Annotated in this window: 22 protein-coding genes, 3 tRNA genes and 1 pseudogene; 10 read left to right on the top strand and 16 right to left on the bottom strand. The window is 39.0% G+C overall.

Annotation, left to right across the window (positions count from 1 at the left end):
- Nucleotides 1-13 precede the first annotated feature (13 nt).
- Nucleotides 14-1,357 carry an esterase-like activity of phytase family protein gene (locus AMD27_RS09995; RefSeq protein WP_067659822.1) on the top strand — a complete coding sequence of 448 codons (1,344 nt, stop codon included), beginning with the start codon at nt 14-16 and terminating at the stop codon, nt 1,355-1,357.
- On the opposite strand, the gene AMD27_RS09990 is transcribed toward AMD27_RS09995, so the two are convergent.
- The 3 genes from AMD27_RS09990 to AMD27_RS09980 form a co-directional block, all read right to left on the bottom strand.
- On the bottom strand, nt 1,334-1,711 hold the full coding sequence (locus AMD27_RS09990; RefSeq protein WP_150115770.1) for a hypothetical protein: 378 nt from the start codon (nt 1,709-1,711) through the stop codon (nt 1,334-1,336). The two genes, AMD27_RS09995 and AMD27_RS09990, sit on opposite strands and share 24 nt — an antisense overlap.
- Nucleotides 1,712-1,962: 251 nt before the next feature.
- Nucleotides 1,963-2,565 carry a DUF4385 family protein gene (locus AMD27_RS09985; protein WP_081406016.1) on the bottom strand — a complete coding sequence of 201 codons (603 nt, stop codon included), beginning with the start codon at nt 2,563-2,565 and terminating at the stop codon, nt 1,963-1,965.
- A 206-nt stretch (nt 2,566-2,771) separates the two neighbouring features.
- Nucleotides 2,772-3,650 carry an ATP-binding protein gene (locus AMD27_RS09980; protein WP_067659815.1) on the bottom strand — a complete coding sequence of 293 codons (879 nt, stop codon included), beginning with the start codon at nt 3,648-3,650 and terminating at the stop codon, nt 2,772-2,774.
- 211 nt (nt 3,651-3,861) lie between these two features.
- Between AMD27_RS09980 and AMD27_RS09975 the strand changes: the two genes are divergently transcribed.
- The 5 genes from AMD27_RS09975 (at nt 3,862) to AMD27_RS09955 (ending at nt 6,596) form a co-directional block, all read left to right on the top strand.
- Nucleotides 3,862-5,415 (top strand): DUF3336 domain-containing protein, encoded by a 1,554-nt coding sequence (locus AMD27_RS09975; RefSeq protein ID WP_067659812.1) that lies wholly within the window; start codon nt 3,862-3,864, stop codon nt 5,413-5,415.
- On the top strand, nt 5,351-6,187 hold the full coding sequence (locus AMD27_RS09970; protein ID WP_067659808.1) for a protein kinase domain-containing protein: 837 nt from the start codon (nt 5,351-5,353) through the stop codon (nt 6,185-6,187). The genes AMD27_RS09975 and AMD27_RS09970 overlap by 65 nt, the downstream gene beginning before the upstream one ends.
- A 90-nt stretch (nt 6,188-6,277) precedes the next feature.
- Nucleotides 6,278-6,362: transfer RNA gene (locus AMD27_RS09965), tRNA-Leu, on the top strand.
- A 42-nt stretch (nt 6,363-6,404) separates the two neighbouring features.
- Nucleotides 6,405-6,478: transfer RNA gene (locus AMD27_RS09960), tRNA-Trp, on the top strand.
- 33 nt (nt 6,479-6,511) lie between these two features.
- Nucleotides 6,512-6,596, top strand: a tRNA-Leu gene (locus AMD27_RS09955).
- Nucleotides 6,597-6,893: 297 nt separating this feature from the next.
- Here the strand turns inward: AMD27_RS09955 and AMD27_RS09950 are convergent.
- Entirely contained in the window at nt 6,894-7,097 is a 204-nt protein-coding gene (locus AMD27_RS09950; protein ID WP_067659805.1) for a hypothetical protein, read from the bottom strand.
- A 445-nt stretch (nt 7,098-7,542) separates the two neighbouring features.
- On the bottom strand, nt 7,543-8,274 hold the full coding sequence (gene gloB, locus AMD27_RS09945; RefSeq protein ID WP_067659802.1) for a hydroxyacylglutathione hydrolase: 732 nt from the start codon (nt 8,272-8,274) through the stop codon (nt 7,543-7,545).
- 331 nt (nt 8,275-8,605) lie between these two features.
- On the opposite strand from gloB, the gene AMD27_RS09940 reads away from it, so the two are divergent.
- From AMD27_RS09940 to AMD27_RS18910, 3 genes are all read left to right on the top strand, one after another.
- Nucleotides 8,606-8,941 (top strand): DUF4951 domain-containing protein, encoded by a 336-nt coding sequence (locus tag AMD27_RS09940; protein WP_067662940.1) that lies wholly within the window; start codon nt 8,606-8,608, stop codon nt 8,939-8,941.
- A 386-nt stretch (nt 8,942-9,327) separates the two neighbouring features.
- A complete protein-coding gene (locus AMD27_RS09935) occupies nt 9,328-9,723 on the top strand; it encodes a transposase family protein (RefSeq protein WP_067659800.1) in 396 nt (131 codons plus the stop codon).
- On the top strand, nt 9,671-10,135 hold the full coding sequence (locus AMD27_RS18910; RefSeq protein WP_067659798.1) for a transposase family protein: 465 nt from the start codon (nt 9,671-9,673) through the stop codon (nt 10,133-10,135). The genes AMD27_RS09935 and AMD27_RS18910 overlap by 53 nt, the downstream gene beginning before the upstream one ends.
- 14 nt (nt 10,136-10,149) lie before the next feature.
- Here the strand turns inward: AMD27_RS18910 and AMD27_RS09925 are convergent, their stop codons facing one another.
- From AMD27_RS09925 to AMD27_RS09910, 4 genes are all read right to left on the bottom strand, one after another.
- Nucleotides 10,150-10,530, bottom strand: a complete 381-nt coding sequence (locus AMD27_RS09925) for a hypothetical protein (protein ID WP_067659791.1) — start codon at nt 10,528-10,530, stop codon at nt 10,150-10,152.
- A 150-nt stretch (nt 10,531-10,680) separates the two neighbouring features.
- Nucleotides 10,681-11,376, bottom strand: a complete 696-nt coding sequence (locus AMD27_RS09920) for a methionine ABC transporter permease (protein WP_067659788.1) — start codon at nt 11,374-11,376, stop codon at nt 10,681-10,683.
- Entirely contained in the window at nt 11,373-12,398 is a 1,026-nt protein-coding gene (locus tag AMD27_RS09915) for a methionine ABC transporter ATP-binding protein (protein ID WP_067659784.1), read from the bottom strand. Before AMD27_RS09915 ends, AMD27_RS09920 begins: the two co-directional genes overlap by 4 nt.
- A gap of 391 nt (nt 12,399-12,789) precedes the next feature.
- Nucleotides 12,790-13,671: a MetQ/NlpA family ABC transporter substrate-binding protein gene (locus tag AMD27_RS09910; protein ID WP_067659781.1), complete on the bottom strand. Its 882-nt coding sequence runs from the start codon at nt 13,669-13,671 to the stop codon at nt 12,790-12,792.
- Between the two features lie 419 nt (nt 13,672-14,090).
- Here AMD27_RS09910 and AMD27_RS09905 point away from each other — a divergent pair, with 419 nt between their 5' ends.
- On the top strand, nt 14,091-14,738 hold the full coding sequence (locus tag AMD27_RS09905; RefSeq protein WP_067659777.1) for a hypothetical protein: 648 nt from the start codon (nt 14,091-14,093) through the stop codon (nt 14,736-14,738).
- 45 nt (nt 14,739-14,783) lie between these two features.
- Here AMD27_RS09905 and purD read toward each other — a convergent pair whose 3' ends face one another.
- The 7 genes and pseudogenes from purD to AMD27_RS09870 all read right to left on the bottom strand — a co-directional run bounded on the left by purD (nt 14,784) and on the right by AMD27_RS09870 (nt 22,581).
- On the bottom strand, nt 14,784-16,067 hold the full coding sequence (gene purD, locus AMD27_RS09900) for a phosphoribosylamine--glycine ligase (protein ID WP_067659773.1): 1,284 nt from the start codon (nt 16,065-16,067) through the stop codon (nt 14,784-14,786).
- Between the two features lie 131 nt (nt 16,068-16,198).
- Nucleotides 16,199-17,773, bottom strand: a complete 1,575-nt coding sequence (gene purH / locus AMD27_RS09895; RefSeq protein WP_067659769.1) for a bifunctional phosphoribosylaminoimidazolecarboxamide formyltransferase/IMP cyclohydrolase — start codon at nt 17,771-17,773, stop codon at nt 16,199-16,201.
- A gap of 93 nt (nt 17,774-17,866) precedes the next feature.
- On the bottom strand, nt 17,867-18,136 hold the full coding sequence (gene fis / locus AMD27_RS09890) for a DNA-binding transcriptional regulator Fis (RefSeq protein ID WP_001086304.1): 270 nt from the start codon (nt 18,134-18,136) through the stop codon (nt 17,867-17,869).
- 372 nt (nt 18,137-18,508) lie between these two features.
- Nucleotides 18,509-19,366, bottom strand: a complete 858-nt coding sequence (locus tag AMD27_RS09885) for a DUF3426 domain-containing protein (RefSeq protein ID WP_067659765.1) — start codon at nt 19,364-19,366, stop codon at nt 18,509-18,511.
- A 16-nt stretch (nt 19,367-19,382) separates the two neighbouring features.
- Nucleotides 19,383-20,288, bottom strand: a complete 906-nt coding sequence (gene prmA / locus AMD27_RS09880; RefSeq protein ID WP_067659761.1) for a 50S ribosomal protein L11 methyltransferase — start codon at nt 20,286-20,288, stop codon at nt 19,383-19,385.
- A gap of 185 nt (nt 20,289-20,473) precedes the next feature.
- A pseudogene (locus AMD27_RS09875) lies at nt 20,474-21,357 on the bottom strand (IS982 family transposase).
- A 219-nt stretch (nt 21,358-21,576) separates the two neighbouring features.
- A complete protein-coding gene (locus AMD27_RS09870) occupies nt 21,577-22,581 on the bottom strand; it encodes an LLM class flavin-dependent oxidoreductase (RefSeq protein ID WP_067659757.1) in 1,005 nt (334 codons plus the stop codon).
- Between the last annotated feature and the right edge of the window lie 160 nt (nt 22,582-22,741).

Below are 22,741 nucleotides of genomic sequence, written 5' to 3'. Positions count from 1 at the left end.
AAGGACACATTGAATGAGCGAGAATAATCAGCAGATCAATTTAAAACTTTTTGCTCAAGGCGTCAGTTTGCCTTATGAACTTTTAGAAACAAATCCCATACCAGACGGTGCCAAAGAAGGGCATTTTATTGAAATACGCTGCGGCGGATTCGGTTCTGAAATCTCTGCACATCCCAGCATTCCACATCAATTTTATGCCCTGACGGATCGTGGACCGAACACGACATATAATGTAAATAATGACAATGGAAAAATATTTTTAGACCCCAGTTATACCCCAAAAATTGGCTTATTCGAACTTTTGGATGATGGCACAATTCATAAATTAAAAGAAATATTACTTAAAAATCCAGCGGGGAGCGCCATTACGGGTTTGCCCAACCGTGAGTTTGGCGCAAGTAAAGAGACGGCATATGACCGAGATGGCAATGTCCTTGCTAATGGAACAGATGAATATGGACTTGATGCGGAAGGTTTAGTCGCATTAAAGGATGGGACTTTTTGGGTCAGTGATGAGTATGGACCGCATATCGTGCATTTTGATGCCGAAGGGATTGAGATTGACCGCATCAATGCTTACGTGGAAGACGATAGACGAGTTTCGGGATATTTACTGCCCGCAGAGTATGCTAATCGACGTCAAAACCGAGGCATGGAAGGCTTAACCATTACGCCAGATCAAACCACCTTACTGGGCGTTATGCAGTCCTGTATGAGTCATCCTGATGCCGCAGCGAATAAATCGACCTTGACGCGTATTGTGAGTATTAATTTAAAGACAAAAGTGTTTGCTCAGTATCTCTATCGTCAGGAAGATGGTGTAGAACCACATTCAAATACGGCTTTTGTCGCTTTAAGCCATAACAGCTTTTTGGTCGCTGAGCGAGATGATACTTTTTATAAAGACAATCCTGATGCCTTTAAGCGTGTCTATAAAATTGATCTCAGTCAGGCGACAGATTTAGAAAGTGTGTTAGACAGTGATGTCTTTAAACAAGATCCCGCTTTGGGTTTAACTCTACACGGTCAAACTTTAGAGCAATATGTTATGGCCAATGGTTGGGATGCCTTAGTAGATTTAGGCATTCGAGCCGTAGATAAGCACTTGGTGGTGGACTTGGTTGAACGCTTAGATTATCCACACGATAAAGTAGAAGGTTTGTGGGTCATCGATGAGTCGCATTTGGCGGTAATCAATGATGATGATTATGGGTTTAGTGAAAACAATGGCGTACTTGAGCAGAAATATTTAGATCAAGGCCAAACCATAATAGACGCCAATACACTCTATATTATCGATGATTTGGATTTAAGCCCGATTTCAGATCAGCCCTCAGTATGGGTTAATTCGCGTTAGAATTTTTAGCTTGCTTACAATGAAGTACATCACGCTGCCCAGTTGCAAGCTGAGAAAACTTGTGATCATGAATAGATGAAAGGTTTTCGGAATATAACCACTGATATAAATAAAAATACCCATAAGCGCTACCAACATTAAGCTAAGCAGTAGGGCATTGATATACTTTTTCTCGGGTGCTCTACGTATATTGAGTAAGCCCATCACTGCCAATCCAACAAAGAAAAGCGGAGTAATCACATTGTTCAATTGGTCTTTGCTGAGCATGAAATTGCCCAGTAAGGTGAGGACAAACATGCAGAGCATCATTGCCAAAAGCATCGCAACGCCATATGCCATGTAGAGAAAACTCATCGTATACACCTAAACGCCATTTCAAGCGCAACACCATACTGAAAAAATCATGACATGTGTAGCGAAATTATGCGCAGATGCAGCAGCAAAAAATCCATACAAACAGGGTGGTTTGCATGGATTTTCAAATAGGCATTAAACGCTTAATTCCATAGATTCAAATCGCCTAAGCTTGTTCACTGCTGAATGGTCAATAGCCTAAGTTTTTGCTCAGCTTTAAGGTTTCAACTTTGAACGCGAATGCCTCAAAATTAAGCATCTACATCTTGTTCAATCATTTGATTGAATTTTTCTTTCAATTCAACATATTTAGGATGAGATTTAGCTTCATTCTTTTTGTCTTTAAACATCTGAGCAATGGCAGCATTCTCTAAATCAACACTACTTTTCGGTAATTTTTCAGTGGTTGCAGGATCAATCTTTTCAACTTTAACTTTGGGTGTTGCTCCTTTATTTTTCCGACCTGTCTTATGTGTACCTTTTTTATGATGTGCATAACGACGCGCGCGGGTATAACCCATCAGCAAGAACTTTCTTGCCATGTCCGCGCCAACGAAATCATTTTTCTCAAGATAATCTAAAAACAGAGCGAAAATTTTATCGCTGCTTTCTGTAGCAGCGTCTAAACCTTCAATATTCCAAAGGGGTGCGATTTCAGCGTTATAAGGCTGAACCAACAAGACGCCTTCTTCACCTTGACCCACGCGGTACAATTTGGGACGTTTTCTAAAGTTAATTTTTTCAAAATCAAGCGTATGGTCAAAGCTTCGTGAGAAATCTTTATTTTCTCGTATCTCATTCTCACGAGTCTCATTTTCATGGGTGTCTAGAATAGGTTGTTCATTATCGGTCATGGGAGATTCCTTAAAATGATGGGTTTCTCTGAATAATGAACAATATTCAAGTTCAAAGAAATTTTGCTGATTTTGAAGCATTTTGATTGACTTAGATATGCACAAATCAAAATAAGCGAGATAAGTGCTGATTATATGGTCCAGTTAAGCGTTGAGCGCCAAATAAAAATACAGCCCCATATACCTTTAAACTGGACATAGCATGCCTATGTTGAATGTTGCGCTAATTTCTGTGAGCCAATCCAATGCTTAGAAAATTGGTAAGCTGCTCGTCCTGATCGTTGCCCGCGTGCTTGACACCAACGTAGTGATTCGGCCCGCACAATGTCAGTGAACGGCATATTCTCTTTTCCCAAATAATGTTCCACAATCTCGAGATATAAATTTTGATCCATGGGATAAAACGACAGCCACAAACCAAAACGATCTGATAATGAGATTTTTTCTTCAATCGCTTCTTGGGGGTGTAACTCAGTGTATTGCGGAACGTCAACACGTTTTACAGGGGTATTTTCATGCATAAATTCTGGCAGTAAATGGCGACGGTTACTGGTGGCATAAATAATAAAATTATTTGCACCTGATTGAAGAGAGCCATCGAGTACGCTTTTTAAGCTGCGATAATTTTCATCTTCTGCGTTAAATGCTAAATCATCACAGTAGACGATAAATTTCTCAGCACGATGTTGAATCAGTTTTTGAATTTCAGGTAGATCAGACAGATCATCACGTTCAATTTCAATTAAGCGTAAACCTTGGTCGACATATTTCGACAGGAGGGAGCGCACGATGGATGATTTTCCAGTACCGCGAGATCCAGTCAATAACACATCATTGGCAGGGTAGCCGTTTAGAAATTGCTCGGTATTTTGCAGTAATTTTTCTTTTTGACGCTGTATACCTTTTAGATCTTCCAAGTCGATGATTTTGGGATCATGTAGTGCTTTAAGCTGTTTGTGTTGCCATTTAAATGCAGGCGCAGAAAAATCCGGTGCTTGCTGAGGTTCTGGCAACACGTGTTGAAGTTGTTCAAGCACAGTACTTAAACGCTGTAAAAGATGATCAGGAAGTTCCAAAGTCGCCATAATATGTATAGGTATAGTCTGATTGAAAACTATATTAATCTAGAATCTAAGAATAACCTAGGTCTAACATGCAAGCCAACACACCGCATGTATATGACACCTATAGTCAACAAAATATAAGTTTTGACGATTGATTAATTTAATTTTTTTACGCATAGTCTGAGCAACAATTATACAAATGCTGTGTCTTCGCATTCAAGGAATCGGCGCAATGGTCTTAGCTCGAGTACGTGATTTAAATCCACATCAAGCCTATCGCATAAAAAAAATGAAGCGTGAGCTGGAAAGAGCCGAAAGTTATGAGGAATGGAAATCCATTGCTTTAAAACTCGATGAAGAAACCGGGGCACAAGAGTGGAAATATGATAATTCTTCAGCGTATTTTGATGCTGAAATTATTTCACACCGCTTAAATCTACTGCGTCGTTATCAAAGCAATCATCGGGTGCCAGATCTGATGTATATTTTACGTGAAGGTTTTAGCCATGATGTGGGCAATATCGGACATCCGATGCTGTTTAGCGAAACCTATGTCGGCACCAAAAAGTTGATTGAAGACTATATTGAAGCGGTTAGTCAAAGTTTGATTTTTATTGCATCTAGCCAATGCGATGCTTTAACTGTTCAAGAAAAAATCGAATTCTTTGAAAATTGTAGGCTTGCCTATGGTCAACCCGCCATGATGTTCTCTGGAGGTGCATCCTTAGGTTTATTTCATACTGGGGTATGTAAAGCACTGATTGAGCAAGATCTGATGCCGAAGGTGCTTTCAGGTTCAAGTGCGGGCGCAATGATGACCGGCATGTTGGGTGTATCGACCGCAGATGAAATCCAGCAGTTGTTAACGGGAAAGAGCTTTTATAGTGAAGCTTTTCATTTTCGGAGTTTAAAAGAGCTGATCCGAGGCGATGGTGGCATCGCAGATGTACGATATTTGAAAAAATTTCTGATTGAAAACTTAGGGGATTTAACTTTTCAAGAGGCCTATGAAAAATCGGGCTTTGATATCAATATCAGTGTTGCACCCTATAACGCCGCGCAAGAAGATGCACGAATTATGAATAAATACACTGCGCCAGATCTATTGGTTTGGAGTGCAGTCTTGGCGTCTTGCGCTGTGCCTATCTTGTTTCCACCAGTGAGATTGACCAGTAAGCGCTATGATGGGGTACACACCCCGTATTTGGCGAGTATTCGATGGGTTGATGGCAGTGTGAGAAGTGATTTCCCTCAAGAAAAAATGGCGCGCTTATATAATATTAACTACACCATCGCCAGTCAGGTTAATCCGCATATTGTGCCGTTTATGCAAAGCGATGCAGGACGCTTTCGTACTGACTTGCTCAGCTGGCCTGAGCGTATTGTGCGTACCCATGGCAAAACGATTGCGATTGATGTGATGAACTTTACCCGTGATCGCATGGGGCGTGTACCCACGGTACGCCGTTTGTTGGATCATGGTTATGGCATTGTGGATCAGCGTTATTATGGTGACTTAAATATTGTAGGTAATTATAGCCTGCGACATTATCAGTACATGCTCCAAAATCCACGTCCACATTTGTTTAAAATTTTACAGCGTGAGGGCGAACGTGCCACATGGTCTAAAATTTCAAGCATTGAAATCCATGCGCGGATTGGCAAGACCATTGAGCATTGCTTAGAATTGCTGAAATCAAGACGCCATGTGAGTCATTCTGTTGATCCAAACCTTCAATCAAATTCAGTGGCGCATCATTCAGCCTCAGCTCAAGCAAGCTCTTAACCCAGCGCGGAGTCAAAATTTTGGTCGCAGGCTGTTTCAGGTTCAGCTTTACGATCAATTATTTTGGTTAAAGCTGCAATTAAAATCCCACAGTGCTGAACATGAAGTCGCGCTCTATAATGAAATTCAATGTTATCGACATATTTTAAAACAAGCGCCTGAGCTACTCGCGCGGTTCGAGGTTATTGATACAACGTGCTTGGGTCTACAAGAGGATTATCTAGAGCAGGGGATATTGCTTGGGCACACTGACCCTCTATTTCAGCACTCTCCGCACAGTTTGAGCCAAGCTGAAATTTATCAATGTCTATATTTAAGTTTAGATCTGCTTAAACAACTGCATGCACTTTCATGGGTGCATGGCGATCTAAAAGTGGAGCATTTTCGGAAAATACACGATAGAGCAGTCTTGATTGATTTTGAGCAGGCATTTTCGGTGAAATTTTCTCAAAATATTAAACATACCGCTACACCACGCTATATGGCACCGGAATTATTTCATGCACAGGCTAAATCTTATGCCAGTGATGCTTATGCACTGGGTATTATTTGGTTGGAATGGCTAACACAAGAAAAATTACAAGCTAAAAGCTATCTAGATTGGGCAAAATTACACTGTCAGCAGCTTAAAATTGAGTTGCCAAAGCGATATCAGGTTTTCGAAGCTGTTTTAAGCGGCTTATTAAGCAAAGAAAAAAGCCATCGTTGTACAAATTTTTATCAAATAAAACAGTTATTAAGCCAAAATGAGCAAAGAAAAAGCACTGAATAACCAAATTGTTTTATATTTAGTCAAACGAGTGTATTTTTCATAAAAAGGACTTGTCAGGTGATAATGATCTCTATAATATACACAGCCATTGGGGACGTGGCGAAATTGGTAGACGCACTGGATTTAGGTTCCAGCGCCGCAAGGTGTGAGAGTTCGAGTCTCTCCGTCCCCACCAAGTAATTTAACTTAATGCTTTTTATGTTAAGTTAAACGAAATAGAGGATTGGTGTAATGGTAGCATGACGGTCTCCAAAACCGTTCGTCAAGGTTCGAGTCCTTGATCCTCTGCCAAGTTTTTTGAAACTCATATGATGAGTATTCTATGGGGACGTGGCGAAATTGGTAGACGCACTGGATTTAGGTTCCAGCGCCGCAAGGTGTGAGAGTTCGAGTCTCTCCGTCCCCACCATAATTAAAGCAAGGTTTATTGACCTTGCTTTTTTATTGCCTGTTGTTTTTGTAATGATCTCTATAGCTGAATGCAATAGAATTTTTAACGGGTCATAGAATTTTAATGGTAGGTATTTAGATTTGATCCATAGCCATGAAAAAATTATGGATATAAAAAAGCCCAAATCCTTGGGCATGAATATTTTAAAAAATACTTTAAAAATATAAACATAAATATTGCTGAATTTATTATTGGCTTTCAATCAACATATTCAGTGACTATTCACCTCGCTATGCTCCTGAATATTGTTCTTGACTAGGCTTTTAAATGATCTTCAAATTCTTCACCCAGCTGAAGCGCTAAATTATTACCCGCCAGATCACAGGTCACTAAACCATATTCTTTCTTGAAGCTAAACGTGAAACCACGATTGTCCGCCAAAGTTTTGACCGAATAACCGAGTTTTTCTAACCAAATACGAAATGCGATTAAATTTTTTGCTTTAACGACTTTTTTCACGATATAACTCCATGTAGTGATTATTATTAGATAGGGTTTTACACAACACTTTTAAAGGGCATTTGTGTAATAGTGAATTAAAAAAATAGTGTTTGTTTATTTTATATTCGATTTAGAGTTTTAAAATCATTCAAATGTATCAAAATAATTTTAATAAAATATTAAGTTTATGATTTAAAAAAAGAATATTTATTTTATTGTTATTTTGACTTTCAATAGGATTAAAAGTCATATAGTGCATTTTTTTGTGGTTGAATCAATTATCTTTAAATTTGATAAAAATGGTATGAGATACAGAGATGCAATTAAATTTATTCAAATCATGATCACGCGCATTTTTGAACAAATGACAAAGAAGATCCAGTCTTCTCTGTCATTTAAAGATAATTAACATTTAAAGATAAGCAATATTTAAATATAAGCAACATCGCGGAAAATGACGCATCTAGAATTGATCTTTTAATGCTCGAATTTTTTTAAAGGCTTCTGCACTTTCAACGCGAAGGAAGGGATTGGTTTCCAGTTCAAGCGCTATACTTGAGGGCAGTGTGATGTGCTGGTTGTCTCTTAACTGTTGAACCTGTTCAGCACGTGCAATGAGCGCTTTATTCTCAGGTTCGACCTGTAGCGCAAACTGAGCGTTAGAGAGGGTATATTCATGGGTGCAATACACCTTGGTACGCGGTGGTAGTGCAGCCAATCGATTAAGAGATTGATACATTTGCTCCATTGTCCCTTCAAATACACGACCACAACCCATAGCGAACAAAGTATCGCCACAAAACAGCGTATCTATTTCATCTATAAAATAAACAATATGCCCCAGTGTATGTCCTGGAACAGCAATAATATCGACTTTTAAATCATTAAATTCAAATTGTTCTTGGTCTTGCAGTGGGTGACTGAGAAATGGAATTTTAGAGAGTTCTTCGCGTGGACCATAGATAGGGATGTTCTGTCCAGCAATCAGGTCAGGTACGCCGCCAATATGGTCTTTATGCCAATGTGTCAGCCAAATTTGCTTGATTTGTAAATCATGCTCCAGACAATAATCAATGACCAGCAGTCCTTCCGTGGGATCGACCACAACCACTTCGTGGGATCGTGTATCTTCTAAAAGCCAAATATAGTTTTGTAGTTGGTTTTTGACATCAATGACATGAATTTTGAAATACATAGTGCTCGAATCCTTGGGCTTTATCGCAGTGTATAAATTTTAAAATCATTTGGCTAGATTTAACTGTCTAGGTCATCGTATTGCATCATACCCATTTAAAAAATGATTGTTCTGATTCCATGATCAGGGTAACGTTGGGGTTAAAGTAAAGTGAGACGGAAATTTTTAGAGTAAATTTATAGATTTTGATTTGTAAATCAGTTTTGAGGTTTGCAAATTACGTTGCAATATGATGGTTAAGTGTGTAAGAAAAAAAGGGAATAAAATGCAAAAGTTATGGGGTATCGCATGTTTGGTTTCATTTGGACTGCTCGGGTGTGTCAGCACTCAAATGCCAAATGCTGCAGACTATGTGCGTGATCCAAACTGTAAAGTGAATGAAAGTATTGAGCGTAATCCAATTCCAAAAACACCGCAGAATATGAGTCTACCTCTTTTTGGTCAGGGTGTGATTGGCTGGGAAACGGGTCCTGAAGGGGCTGAGGCACGCTTGAAGAATATTCAAAAAGCAGATTTAAAGGCGATTCAAGATAAAGGCACCACCCTTGAAATGGTCAAAGAGTGGCAAGCATTTTATGAAAATGAAACGCTTCGTAATCCGTGCAATCCAACTGCGCCTTATCGTGCGAAATTGATGAAGAAAATTGCTCAGCTTTGGGTAGATTAAGTGATTTAAATATCTTCATTATTTTAATAAAAATTCATAGAAAAAGGAGAGCGAATCTCCTTTTTTATATTCTAAACTTGCTTATCTTTTTTTATTAGCAGGCGATCCCTTGACTAATCTCAAGGCGCGCCAATTGACCCTTCTGAAATTTAAAATACAAAGCTGACGTATAAACAGCATCAAAATCTGTTGGATTTTTGAGGTAATTTTTTACATCAAAAGTATTAAGCATTAATACAACATTGTTTTTATTGTTGGCGCTGAGAGGAAAATCCTTTTTAAATTGCGCTAAAGTGTATTAGATCTCTTTCATAAATCAAAAAACGATCTATCTCTTGCTGATTATTTGTACCGAAGAATTTTAAATATTCATGCATAATTAGCTTATGAAATACGTCGATTCAAAAAAGCTTTCTGAAACACAGTTTAAGCGATATACAGGCATCTCATGGTCAACCTTTGATTTAATGGTTGAACAGCTGAAAATGCATATGCCTGCTAAAGGTAGACCAACCAAATTGAGCATAGAGGATCAAATCCTTCTGTGCTTAAGTTATTGGCGTGAATACCGAACCTTGTTCCATGTCGCAACAAGTTATGGTGTGTCAGAGCCTACAGCTTCAAGAATTGTCCGCCATGTAGAGGATTGCCTAATCAAGTCCAATCTATTTAATTTACCGAAGAATTTGCCTGAAGGCGAAGGTATTGACTGGAATGTGGTGATCGTAGATGCTACAGAAATCCCAATACAAAGACCTAAAAAAACAGAAGAAAAGCTATAGTGGCAAGAAGAAGGCACATACTTTTAAAGTTCAAGCCATTATTCATTATAGAACTCAGAAAATTCTGAGTTTATGCACGAGTCGTGGTGCTGTACATGATTTTGAGCTATTCAAACGCAATTTAAATCAGGTTCCTAAAGGTGCTTTTATTCTTGCAGATAAAGGCTATCAAGGGATCTATGCAATGTATCCAAATAGCTTATTGCCTGTAAAAGTAAAGAAGCGCTGCAAACTAGATCCCGAGCTAAAAGTTTACAATCAGGAAATCAATAAAAGAAGAATTGGAATTGAGCATGTATTTGGCAGTTTGAAAACCTTCAAAGTACTTGCCGAGCGATATCGTAATCGAGGCAAAAGATTAGGCTTGAGATTCAATCTAATTGCGGGAATCTTGGAAATGAGTAAAAAATGACTTATGAAAGAACTCTATTGAGAGTCGATTATTTTTTGATTTAATTTAAGCTGTTCAGTTAAGTGTGTAGCTGTACCCCAAGTGAGCCAAACACGACCTTTGGTTGTGTTCAATTGCTGAAAATTGTTGTATGTTTTGTAGTAGGCATCTGATTTAATTTGAGCATTTTCTTCTGCAAATATTTCGAATTTTAATTGCCTATTATTTTTATACTGAGTTGAATATTCGTAGTTGCCTGTGCATTCAGAATATTCTTTTGCAATTTTTTGAGTCGTTTTCCCGAAAATTTTATCCACTTGATTGGCGGATACAGGTTTGCTGATTTCAATACCATTTACTTGAACCGAAGTCACGTAATCCATGCTGGTTTTGGCAAAAGAATACGCAGGTAACATTAGAGTGAATGCAATAAATGAGGATGTGATTATTTTCATTGTTTTATAGGATTTAAGTGTTTCAAGAACACTAAACATGTCATATAAGAATGGCAATCTAAAAAAATCTAAACTTTGTCAAAATAAAAGCCCTCTATTGAGGGCTTAATGTTATCGCATCTTAGCGAGTCGTTCGCCAATCATTTGCACCAACTGAACCAGAATTAATAAGACCACCACCGTTAAAATCACCACACTGGTGTCAAAACGTTGGTAACCATAGGAAATGGCTAAATCACCAATACCACCTGCACCGACAGCGCCTGCCATAGCCGTTGCACCAATTAAGCTGATGGTTGCGGTGGTTAAGCTTAAAATCAGAGAGCTACGTGCTTCTGGTAGAATAAATTTGAAAATGATTTGAAGTGGAGATGCACCCATAGCTTGTGCAGATTCCACAATGCCTTCATTAACTTCTAAAAGTGAATTTTCAATTAAGCGACCAATATAAGGCCCAACATAAATAGTAAGAGGCACAATGGCTGCCCAAGTCCCAATAGATGTACCTACCAATAATTTAGTTAAAGGTAAAACTGCAATCAGTAAAATAATAAAGGGTAGTGAGCGTAAGGCATTTACAATCGGATTTAAGCCCAAATAAATTGCACGATTCGCCAAAATACCTTCAGGGCGGGTCACCAATAAGGTAATACCTTGGATAAAGCCCCAAATCGTACCAAAGAGCATGGCGAAAAAAACCATATGGAAGGTTTCTTGCAAAGCGGTGACAAACTGATCAATCGACAGTGCGCTTTTCCAAAAAGGCGCAGTGAGTTCAGTCAGCCATTGCACAATCCAATCTCTCATTTCGATACTCCCGACTGTTCAACTTTAACGCCATGATGCTCGAAGAAATCAATGGTTTGCTGAATGATGATAGGATCACCCAAGAGCTGAACAAACATTTGTCCAATCACTGCGCCATTAATTTCGGTCATATTGGCAAATAAAATATTGAAGCTAATATCAAATTGTTGAATGGCTGCCTGCACCACGGTTTCTTGTGCTGAAGTGCCTAAAAACTGAAGACTATAAATACTATGGTGATTTTTATTCTCTAAATTATTCAAAATTTTAACAGGCAGCTGTTGCTGTAATACCGTTTGAATAAAGGTCTTGGTGGTGGGATGTTTCGGTTGACTAAAGATCTCTAAAGTCGAACCTGTTTCAATCACTTTGCCTTGTTCCATGACCGCAACATAGTCGCATACAGTTTCAATCACATCCATCTCATGGGTCACCATCACAATGGTAATCCCTTGTTCTTTATTGATCTTTTTGAGCAGTTCTAGCACAGATTTGGTGGTTTGTGGGTCGAGTGCACTGGTTGCTTCATCGCACAGTAAAATTTTGGGATGATTGGCTAGGGCGCGCGCAATACCGACACGCTGCTTTTGACCACCAGACAACTCATCAGGATAAGCATCTTTTTTATGGGTTAAATCAATGAATTCGAGTAGCTCATTTAAGCGTTTTTCACGTTCAGCTTGGCTATATCCCAAAAGACGCATGGGCATTTCAATATTGGCTGCAACGGTCTTGGTTTGTAATAAATTGAAGTGCTGAAAAATCATGCCGATATTTGCACGTTCTTGACGAAGGGAGCGGGCATCAAGTGCGGTGAAATCTTTTTGATTGATCACGACCTGACCTTGATTGGGTCTTTCCAATAAATTGATCAAACGAATTAGTGTACTTTTACCTGCGCCACTATAGCCAATGATCCCAAAAATACTGCCATCTGGAATGGTCAGATTAATCTGATCCAGTGCGCGTATGGTTTGACCCTTTAGCTGATAGTGTTTAGAAATATTTTTAAATTCAATCATATCGTCAAGAACTATTCTGGAATGAAAAACAGGCAAAGTTAATTTGCCTGCGAATTGGGGAGAAGTATATTACTATTTTGATTCACTAAGGTAGCTAATCATTTTATTTGCATCAACTTTAATCCCTCACTTTTTATTGAATGATTTAGAGGGTAAGGTTGATAGTTGAAGCGAACATGATCAATAAGTAGCACACGATGATGTTTTTAAATCGACAAGTTTAAGATCTTATTATTTATGATGGGTAAAGACATTCAATAGATGAGCGTTTCACTATTTAAAACCGAAATTTAAACCAGAATTTAAAATGAAATTTACATCAAGATGCTGAAGAACCATTATACCAAGGTGCTGAAAAATCATCTGCACCTTGGTATTGGTTAAACGCTACTTATTTGATGTGAGCAAATTCGCTGATTGGGCGATCTACTTGAACTTTAGTGCCTTGGAATTTTTCCGCTATGAAGGTTTGAACTTTAGGTAAATGATAAAGCTGACCGAGTTTAGTATAAACTGGATCATCTTTATTTTTCTCAGCCACACCCAACAGGTTCACGTAAAGGGTGGTGCTAGCATCTACAGGTTCGCGGAAAATTGAGTCTTTCAATACATTTAAACCACCTTCAAGTGCAAGCGTATTGCCGAGCACAATCGCATCTACATCGCTTTTTACGCGTACAGCAGTGGTCATTTGAATTGGTTTAAGTTGAATCTCTTTTTTGTTTTCAACAACGTCATTTACACTGCCTTTCGCCAAATCAAAGCCTTCTTTAAGTTTGATCAAACCTGCAGTTTGTAGAAGTGACAATGCACGTGCTTCATTGGCCGTGTCATTTGGAATGGCAATGGTTGCACCTTGTGGAAGGTCAGCAACAGACTTAATGTTATTGGTGTAAATACCCATTGGTTCTAAATAGGTCGTCGATACCGCAGCAATCTTGTCTTTGTTGGCAGAATTATATGCAGCCAAGTAGTTAAAAGATTGGAATGCATTTACGTCTTGTTCACCACTCGCAACAGTGGTGTTGAGAAGTACGTAATCCGTTAAATTTTTAACTTCAAGCTTGATGCCAGCTTCTTTAGTTTCTGGTAATGAAGCAACATAGTTCCAAATATCTGTATCAGAACCGGTTGATACAAGTTTGATTGTTCTTACTTCTGCAGTATTTGCTGTATTTGTTTGATCAGTTTTTGGCTCGGTCGGTGCAGGTTTAGAGCATGCTGTCAAAAGAATGGAAGACAGAGCAAAACCAGTGAGAAGAATTTTTTTCATAAAAATCTCAAATTCAAAAATAAAGTAGATACATCAATGTGTTTGATGTTTATTGCTTAGAAGAATAACTTTAATAATGTTTTTTATTTATATTTATTTGTGATAAGTAAATCAAAAAATATTAAATTTTGAACTATTATCTGAAAAAAATGAATAAGTCTTATATGGTTTAAGGCGCACAGGAATGATGAACTCATAATGGAATACACTCTGTTTTTCCAATAGCGGATTACTTTATTGGTTGCGCACATTTGTATAAATGGGGTGATGTCGGAGTCTTGCCATTGGCGGAGGATCAGGCGAGGGGTCGATATTTTACACATATTACTTTTAAAGTTGTGGTTTCTGTATTTAAGTAATTGATTTAAAATTAATTCAATTCCTAATTATAACGATTGTACGATTGTACGATTGTACGAATGAAGACTAAGATCATAAAAGACTTAACCATAGGTTATCTAGTTATTATTGTCATCATGACACTTATAACCTACTTTTTAATCTATCCATTAGCGGTTGATAAGGGTACAGCAATTGCTACCATGTTTGGTTGGTCGGCAGGAATTTTTGCACCGTTATCAGCTTTTGTTTTACTAAATGCATGGAAAGAACAAAACAATTTCATTGTCAAAAGAGATTTAATGATTGATGCACTGGAATATCTAGATGAGGCATTTAGGGCAATAGGTCAAATATATTGGTTAATTTATATAAATGAAACTAAGAGCTATTTTTATCCATATAATGAAAAAAATATACCTTTGGATTTACATAAATTTATTATGGATGAGCATGCGATTTTTGTGAAAAATTTAGGGAAGTTTCACAAAGTTGCGTTGAGGGTATTAGGTGAAGATGAATCTAAAGAATTTAATGATTTGTATAAAATTTTGAATAAACTGCATGATGAAATCATCTATGCTTTAGATATGAAAAATAAAAAAATTGAAGTCGATACTAAGACTTATAACGATAAATTTCCATATTTGTATGATTACTACCATGAACTTCTTAAAAAGAAAGAAAATTATGAACAGTTAGCTAAAGATTATCTAATTGCAAAATAAGAAAACCCCGCACACGGCGGGGTTTTTATTTAATCTAAATATAGATTAAGCATTTTCGCGCGCAATCGCACGGTAACCAATATCTTTACGATATTGTACGCCATCAAAAGTCACTTTTTGACAAAGCTCTAAAGCTTTCGCTTTCGCTTCACCAATGGTATTGCCAAGTGCAGTCACGCATAGTACACGACCACCAGCAGTTACGATGTCACCATTGTCTGTTGCTTTAGTACCCGCATGGAATACTTTCGCATCAGCCATTTCAGTGTCTAAACCTGAAATCACATCGCCATTGCTCGATGTTTCTGGGTAGCCTTTAGATGCTAAAACAATACCAACAGTTTTACGCTCATCCCATTCAGCATCGATTGGTAAATTACCTGCAATACCTGCTTCAACCAAATCAACCAAAGATGATTTCAAACGCATCATGATCGGTTGAGTTTCAGGGTCACCAAAACGGCAGTTAAATTCGATTACTTTAGGTTGACCTTGTTCGTCAATCATCAAGCCTGCATACAAGAAACCTGTATAAACATGACCGTCTTTTTTCATACCTTCAACGGTAGGACGCATCACTTCATTCATGGTTTTTTCAAATACTTCAGCAGTCACTACAGGCGCAGGCGAGTAAGCCCCCATACCGCCAGTGTTTGGACCTTGGTCACCTTCAAAGATACGTTTGTGATCTTGTGAAGTAGCCATTGGTAAAATGTTGTCGCCATCAATCATACAAATGAAAGACGCTTCTTCACCAGCCAAGAACTCTTCGATCACGACACGCGAGCCTGCATCACCAAATTTATTGCCTGCAAGCATGTCATCAATCGCATCAAACGCTTCTTGGTTGGTCATCGCAACAATCACACCCTTACCCGCAGCAAGACCGTCAGCCTTGATCACGATTGGTGCACCATTTTTTTCAACAAAGGCTTTTGCGGCATCAACTTCTGTAAATACATCGTAGAACGCAGTGGGAATGTTATGACGTTTTAAGAAGTGTTTCGCGAAAGCTTTAGAGCCTTCAAGCTGCGCTGCAAATTGAGTTGGACCCCAAATTTTCACATCAGCCGCGCGGCATGCATCAACCACACCATTGACTAGCGGTGCTTCAGGACCCACAATCACGAATTCAACGGCATTATTTTTGGCAAAATCAATAATGGCAGCATTGTCTAAAATGCTGACGTTTACGTTTTCACATTTCGGTTCAGTCGCAGTACCTGCGTTGCCTGGTGCTACAAAAACTTTAGTCACTTTTTCATCTTGCGCGATTTTCCATGCTAATGCATGTTCACGGCCGCCATTACCCAAAACTAAAATGTTCATCGGTTCATACTCCATGAATCGAAAATGACATAAAGTCCTCAGCCTGTAAGCAGGAGAGGACTTTATCTCGATTATAAATCAAATGTATTAAGCATGAATAAGTGCTTATACGACATAATCAGTTTGCCAACTTAGTGACGGAAATGACGCATGCCTGTGAAGACCATTGCGATACCCGCTTCATCAGCAGCAGCAATGGTTTCTTCATCACGCATAGAACCACCCGGTTGAATAATGCATTTGATACCGGCTTTTGCAGCATTATCAATACCATCACGGAATGGGAAGAATGCATCAGAGGCCATAACAGCACCTTCAACCACAAGTCCTGCATGTTCAGCTTTAATCGCCGCAATACGCGCAGAGTTGACACGGCTCATTTGACCTGCGCCCACACCAATCGTTTGACGGTTTTTCGCATAGACAATCGCATTTGATTTCACATATTTCGCAACTTTCCAAGCGAAGATCATGTCATCAATTTCTTGTTCAGTAGGTGCGACCTTGGTCACTACTTTAAGATCGTCTTTGGTAATCATGCCCAAGTCTTGATCTTGAACCAGTAAACCACCGTTGACACGTTTGTAATCCAGTTGAGATTGACGTGCATCAATGTTCGGTAATTCACCGCATACCAGTACGCGTACATTTTTCTTCGCGCCTGTTACGTCTAGAACACCATCAGCGATACTTGGTGCAATGATTACTTCAACGAATTGACGATCAACAATGGCTTGAGCCGTTGCAACATCTAATTCGCGATTAAATGCAATGATGCCGCCAAATGCAGATTCAGGATCGGTTGCATACGCAAGATCATAAGCGGCTGCAATACCATCTAGAGACACCGCAACACCACATGGGTTGGCGTGTTTCACGATGACACAGGCAGGTTTAGCAAAAGATTTCACACATTCAAGTGCTGCATCTGTATCTGCAATGTTGTTATAAGACAGCTCTTTACCTTGCAACTGTTGAGCCGTTGAAACAGATGCTTCAGACGCAGTTGATTCGACATAGAATGCAGCAGATTGATGTGGGTTTTCACCGTAACGTAAATCTTGTGCTTTATTCAATTGTGTATTAAAGGTACGTGCAAACTTATCAGCAGCGCCTTCATCCTGACCTAAGCGAGCACCTAAGTAAGATGCGATCATGCCGTCATACTGAGCGGTATGTTCAAATGCTTTCACCGCAAGATCAAAACGAGTTGCATGAGACAAGCTGCCTTCAGCTTTTAGTTCAGCAACAATAGTATCGTAATCAGAAGCATTAACAATAATACCCACAGACGCATGGTTTTTCGCAGCAGCGCGAACCATGGTTGGACCACCGATATCGATGTTTTCAATGGCGTCAGCAAGTGAACAGTTTGGTTTTGCAACCGTTGCCGCAAATGGATATAGGTTAACCACAACCAAGTCGATCGCATCGATGTTGTGTTCAGCCATCACAGCTTCGTCAATGCCTCGACGTGCTAAGATCCCACCATGAATTTTCGGATGTAGTGTTTTTACACGGCCGTCCATCATCTCTGGGAAACCTGTATGCTCTGAAACTTCAACTACGGCAACATTATTGTCTCTCAACAATTTATATGTTCCGCCAGTAGATAAAATTTCTACCCCTAGAGCAGCAAGATTTTGAGCGAACTCAACAATACCAGTTTTGTCAGAAACAGAGATTAAAGCGCGTTTAATAGTCATGATCTTCGTCACAGTCTTTAAGAAACAGAGTAAAACAAATTATAGAAATGCAAGTTAAAAAAAATGCCTGCGAAATCGCAAGCATTTTATCATTTATTCACTCATTAAACCGTGAGCTTTCAACTTTTTACGTAAAGTACCACGGTTGAGTCCGAGGATCTCTGCAGCACGTGTCTGATTACCACGTGTATATTCTAGCACTACAGATAAAAGAGGTTTCTCCATTTCTGCTAGCACCATGTCATATACTTGAGATGGTTGTTCGCCTTGCAATTGAGCAAAATAATGGCGAACTGCGCGATCTACGTGGATACGAAGAGCGACATCAGATTGTGCAGTAAAAATAGGAGATTTGCTATTCATGCGAGTTAATCCGAGAATCAATAATCACTTGGGTAAAGTGATAAAATGTGGTCAAAATAAAAACAAGCTCCGTTTTAGATGCTAAAACGGTTGGCTCTAAAACAAAGAACAATTAGCTTGCCACAACTTTCACTGTTGTGCGAAAAATAACCGTAACAATAGATTAATATTTGTTACAGCCGATCTCTCAAAAAAAAAATACCTGATGCGCTCAATAATGCTACTGAGCACAGGGGGATAACCATTATTTTTTTGAAAAATTGCGAGAAGTTGGCATGGCAAAGCTTTCGTGGCGCGTATCATACCATTGTCTAGAAAAAAGTGAGCAAGAAAACTACATTTTTTTTCATTTTTTTAAAGTTTTTTTAAATCTTAAGGGCGGATCACCGCCAATCTGTATGTATCGAAAGCATTTCGAGGGACATTTAACTTAAATTGAAATTTGTAAGGGCTTTGGGTAGGGATTCGTGTGATTCCATTTAGGCTTTCAATTAAATATTCTGAAGGTGGACGTATCGATGAGGAAATGACTTTACCATCTTTGATTAAGCTGATCTTCATTAAAGGCAGTGCTATACCTTTTTCATAATGATTGGTCAGTACACCTGAAAACTCAGTGCTTTTCGTGCTTAACGCACGCACTTGAATCTGACTTACCTGAATATAGGTATAACGTTCATCAATAGTTTGACAGTTAAACACATTGCAGGTGGTGATAAATACCCAGTTTAGCAGTGGAGAACGTTGTAACAGATTGGGGTTAAACCACAGCACTTGGAACATTAATACAAAGATGAGGATTAAATTAATCAAAGACCACAGCACATAGTACCCAGTGCTTTTGCGTTTGGTATCAGAAGATATACTTTGATCGGCAGATAAATTCAGCGCTGGAAAATTGGCAATCGGTTCATTGTTAAATGAATTGAGATTGTTTAAGTAAGTGCGTAAATTAATATTGGAATTGTCAGTCTTGCGATCAAAAATATCAAGCAGGTGTTGTTCATTGGAATGACGAGTCACCGAAAATGGATTCGCGTGGTGGAGCTCAGTCTCAACAGATTGAGGTGCATCTGTATTGGAGGATTTAGGCTGAACTAAATGCAAGAGTGCATTAAATTCAGCCGTACATTTTGGGCAACAAACCATACCTTGTGCAACGGTCAATTGAGTCACAGTGACTTTATATATCGATGAACAATTTGGGCAGCAGGTTTGTTTTTCACTCATGATGTTAAATCAGGCTCTATGATATCGTGTGGCGTTTCCCTGAAATACGACACCAGTTTTCGTCGCGTTTCTCTACTTCTAATATATCAAAAAATTCAGAATAAACACGAGAAACATCATCAACTTGCTCGTCTATTACACCCGCAAGTGCGAACTCACCCTCAGATTTAACCAATGTTGAGAATTCAGACGCGAGTGCCATCAATGGACCTGCCAAAATGTTTGCCACAAACACATCTGCTTTTTGATGTGCAAATTCAGCATTGAATTCTTCGGGTAAGCCGACATACAGATTTTCAAGCACGCCATTAAGTTCAGCATTTTGCTGCGTTGCAAGAACGGCTTGGGGATCAATATCGGTTGCGTAGACTTTTTTAGCACCTAAGAGCAGTGCCGCTACGCCCAAAATACCTGAACCACAACCATAATCGATCACGATTTTGTCTTTTACATCTGTTTTACCTAGCCATTGTAAACACAAGAAGGTAGAAGCATGGTTACCCGTACCAAATGCTAAACCTGGATCCAGTTTTATGTTTACCGCATCAGGTTCAGGCGCTTGTATCCATTCTGGAACAATCCAAAACTTTTCTCCAATTTGAATGGGTTCATAAGCATCCATCCATGTGCGTTCCCATGCTTGGTCTTCCATCAGCGCGCTACGAAGAGGAGCATCTGGCATTTGCTGTTGAATAAAGGCTTCTAAAGCAGCCACATCAATTTCTTCGCCATCCTCTTGCGCGTAAATACCAGTGACAATCACTTTGTTCCAAAGCGGTGTTTCACCGGGAAGTGGTTCAAGCAAGGCCTGATCTTCAGCATCGTCTAAAGTGACGCTAACTGCGCCCAAGGACAATAACAATGTTTCAGTAAAATCAACTTGCGCTTGATCGACAGTAATATGGATTTGTAACCACTTCACAGTAACAACCTAAAAAATGATAAAGGATGCATTATTGTAACGTATTCAACTTGCACATGTCTGAAATTCATATTTCAAATATGGGGTACAGGATTTTAAAGATGACAAGATTCATCTCATTTCCAAAGAGATCATCGCAATGGGGGAAGTGCTTTTTGAGATTTTAGTATTCCCCCGAATCCTGCTTAAGCCAATGGTTCCATAATCTGAATTTTTGGCTTATTTCGATGGGTGAGTTGATATGCGCATAACGATGCGTAAATTCCACTTAGAAATCCATGAATACTACGCGCTTTATTCGTCACTAAGTTGTATTGTCCTTTTAATACGCTGAATAGCGTTTCTATTTTATTGCGCTGTTTCAAGTGATATTCATCTGCTGCACAGAGTTGAACCTGCTTCATGTTCTTTCGATGACATGCTCTTTCGATGATAGGTTATCAAATCAATACCTTGATCTTTTAATCTGCTTTTTAAGTCTTGGCTGATATCACCACGATCGGCATAAAGCTTTGCTTCTAAGTCTTCAACCAAATGCTCAACCATTTTGATGTCACTCACAAGTCCATTAGATAAAGCAGAACAAGCGATTTCACCCAATTGATTTATTGCATATGTAATTTATAACCATAAAACCACCCCATCGAAATTTTACCGCGAGATGCAATTTTGGCTAGAGATTTATGACGTTGAATCCGTTGATTTTTGCAGACCGGAAGTGGTTGAATCAACCCATAAGTATTGGCTAAGTTGGCTTTTCATTGCAGCCATGTGTAAAGCATGTAGTGCTAATTGATGCATATTGATGAGGTGAATCATTCGTTGATAACAAGGTAAGCTTTTAAATAAATGAATTTTTATCCTGCTTCAACCATGAAAAGAATGCTTTGAAATTATTGAAGTGAGAACACTTATACCAAATGGCTATAAAAGTAATTTCTGAGAGACTCAGTTGGGTTGGTCGAATTCTGATAGATTGACGACTTTGTTTGAGAAATTTCCAATAATTTGCTTCAAATTTAAGAAAGAAATCATCAATTAAGCAGAATAATTCGGTACTAATGAACATCAGGACTTGAGCTTTAGGTTTGGTGTGCTAACTCAAATGATGGTTCTCGTCCTCTTATTATTCAGGTCCATTTCTTACAAGCTTTGATTTTAATGATGAGATCTTTAGTTTTTCTTGTTTAGGTAATTGTATTTGCTGAAATTTAAAATGTAAGATTCAATTAAAAAGCCCTTTAAATGAAAAGGGCTTGTGAATATTTACGGCATGACAGTTTTGGCTTCAGTCCGCGTTTTTCAGTTGCATGAGTAACTCAAAGTTACGAATACGTTTTTGCGTATCATAAATATCACAGGTGAAAATAAACTCATCCACATCATAAGGAATGAGGAGTTGTTCAAGCCCCATTTTCACGGTTTCAGGCGAACCAATCTGCGCCATCGCAAAGAAATTATCCACCGACATTTTTTCGGCAGCTGACCAATGCACTTGTATATTTGCAACAGGGGCTTTGAGTTTTAGACTTTCACCGCGCATTAAACCTAAGACCCGTTGATACGCACTGGTGGCCAAGTATTCAGCTTCTTCATCGGTCTCTGCAATGGCTGTAGGTACGCCCATAGACACATAAGGTTGATCTAAGTAAATAGACGGTTCAAAGTTTTCACGATACAGCTGAATCGCTTGACCGAGCATACGCGGCGCAAAGTGTGAAGCGAAAGAGTAGGGTAAACCAAGTTTGGCCGCAAGCTGTGCACTAAACAGGCTCGAACCGAGTAACCAGACTGGAACGTGCGTACCTTGCCCCGGGGTTGCTGTAATACTTTGATTCGGCTTTGCATCTCCGACATAACTCAAAATTTCGAGTACATCCTGTGGAAATTGTTCTTCCGTTTCTTGGCGTCCACGGCGTAAAGCACGCATGGTGACTTGATCTGTACCGGGTGCGCGTCCAAGCCCTAATTCAACACGGTTTGGATAAAGTGTTGCAAGTGTACCAAACTGCTCAGCGACCACTAGTGGCGCATGGTTGGGTAACATAATGCCACCTGAACCCAGTTTTAATGTTTGCGTATTGGCAAGCAAATAGCCAAGCAACACAGCGGTAGCTGAACTGGCGATACCATCCATATTGTGATGTTCAGCGAGCCATAGACGTTCATAACCTAGTTTTTCAATATGTTGAGCAAGTTCTAAAGCGTGCTTGAGTGAAAATTCGACGGTTTTGTCATCACGAACAGGGGCGAGTTCTAATACTGAAAACTTAATGTCTTTTAAAGTACGCATTGCATGTCTCATTCAACGGGTTTGAATTGATCATACGACTTTATCATAATCTTGTATATTGAAAAAAATCGATATAAGAAAACGATAAGATAAAGCGCGTTGAATTAAAATAATTTTCAAATCAAAAAAGCACCCGTAGGTGCTTTTGCTCTCTCAACTT

It is taken from the genome of Acinetobacter sp. TGL-Y2, assembly GCF_001612555.1.
Taxonomy (GTDB): domain Bacteria; phylum Pseudomonadota; class Gammaproteobacteria; order Pseudomonadales; family Moraxellaceae; genus Acinetobacter.
Note: the sequence above shows the minus strand (reverse complement) of the source record. Positions and strands in the feature narration are given on the sequence as shown.

Coding starts and splice junctions, on each gene's coding strand:
- AMD27_RS18910 (WP_067659798.1), top strand. CDS start 9,671: ATGCTACAGAAATCCCAATACAAAGACCTAAAAAAACAGAAGAAAAGC.
- fis (WP_001086304.1), bottom strand. CDS start 18,136: ATGAATAGCAAATCTCCTATTTTTACTGCACAATCTGATGTCGCTCTT.
- AMD27_RS09870 (WP_067659757.1), bottom strand. CDS start 22,581: ATGCGTACTTTAAAAGACATTAAGTTTTCAGTATTAGAACTCGCCCCT.
- AMD27_RS09905 (WP_067659777.1), top strand. CDS start 14,091: ATGAAGACTAAGATCATAAAAGACTTAACCATAGGTTATCTAGTTATT.
- AMD27_RS09910 (WP_067659781.1), bottom strand. CDS start 13,671: ATGAAAAAAATTCTTCTCACTGGTTTTGCTCTGTCTTCCATTCTTTTG.
- AMD27_RS09980 (WP_067659815.1), bottom strand. CDS start 3,650: ATGGCGACTTTGGAACTTCCTGATCATCTTTTACAGCGTTTAAGTACT.
- purD (WP_067659773.1), bottom strand. CDS start 16,067: ATGAACATTTTAGTTTTGGGTAATGGCGGCCGTGAACATGCATTAGCA.
- AMD27_RS09985 (WP_081406016.1), bottom strand. CDS start 2,565: ATGACCGATAATGAACAACCTATTCTAGACACCCATGAAAATGAGACT.
- gloB (WP_067659802.1), bottom strand. CDS start 8,274: ATGTATTTCAAAATTCATGTCATTGATGTCAAAAACCAACTACAAAAC.
- AMD27_RS09975 (WP_067659812.1), top strand. CDS start 3,862: ATGGTCTTAGCTCGAGTACGTGATTTAAATCCACATCAAGCCTATCGC.
- AMD27_RS09915 (WP_067659784.1), bottom strand. CDS start 12,398: ATGATTGAATTTAAAAATATTTCTAAACACTATCAGCTAAAGGGTCAA.
- AMD27_RS09935 (WP_067659800.1), top strand. CDS start 9,328: ATGAAATACGTCGATTCAAAAAAGCTTTCTGAAACACAGTTTAAGCGA.
- AMD27_RS09920 (WP_067659788.1), bottom strand. CDS start 11,376: ATGAGAGATTGGATTGTGCAATGGCTGACTGAACTCACTGCGCCTTTT.
- AMD27_RS09990 (WP_150115770.1), bottom strand. CDS start 1,711: ATGAGTTTTCTCTACATGGCATATGGCGTTGCGATGCTTTTGGCAATG.
- AMD27_RS09940 (WP_067662940.1), top strand. CDS start 8,606: ATGCCAAATGCTGCAGACTATGTGCGTGATCCAAACTGTAAAGTGAAT.
- AMD27_RS09925 (WP_067659791.1), bottom strand. CDS start 10,530: ATGTTACCTGCGTATTCTTTTGCCAAAACCAGCATGGATTACGTGACT.
- purH (WP_067659769.1), bottom strand. CDS start 17,773: ATGACTATTAAACGCGCTTTAATCTCTGTTTCTGACAAAACTGGTATT.
- AMD27_RS09885 (WP_067659765.1), bottom strand. CDS start 19,366: ATGAGTGAAAAACAAACCTGCTGCCCAAATTGTTCATCGATATATAAA.
- AMD27_RS09995 (WP_067659822.1), top strand. CDS start 14: ATGAGCGAGAATAATCAGCAGATCAATTTAAAACTTTTTGCTCAAGGC.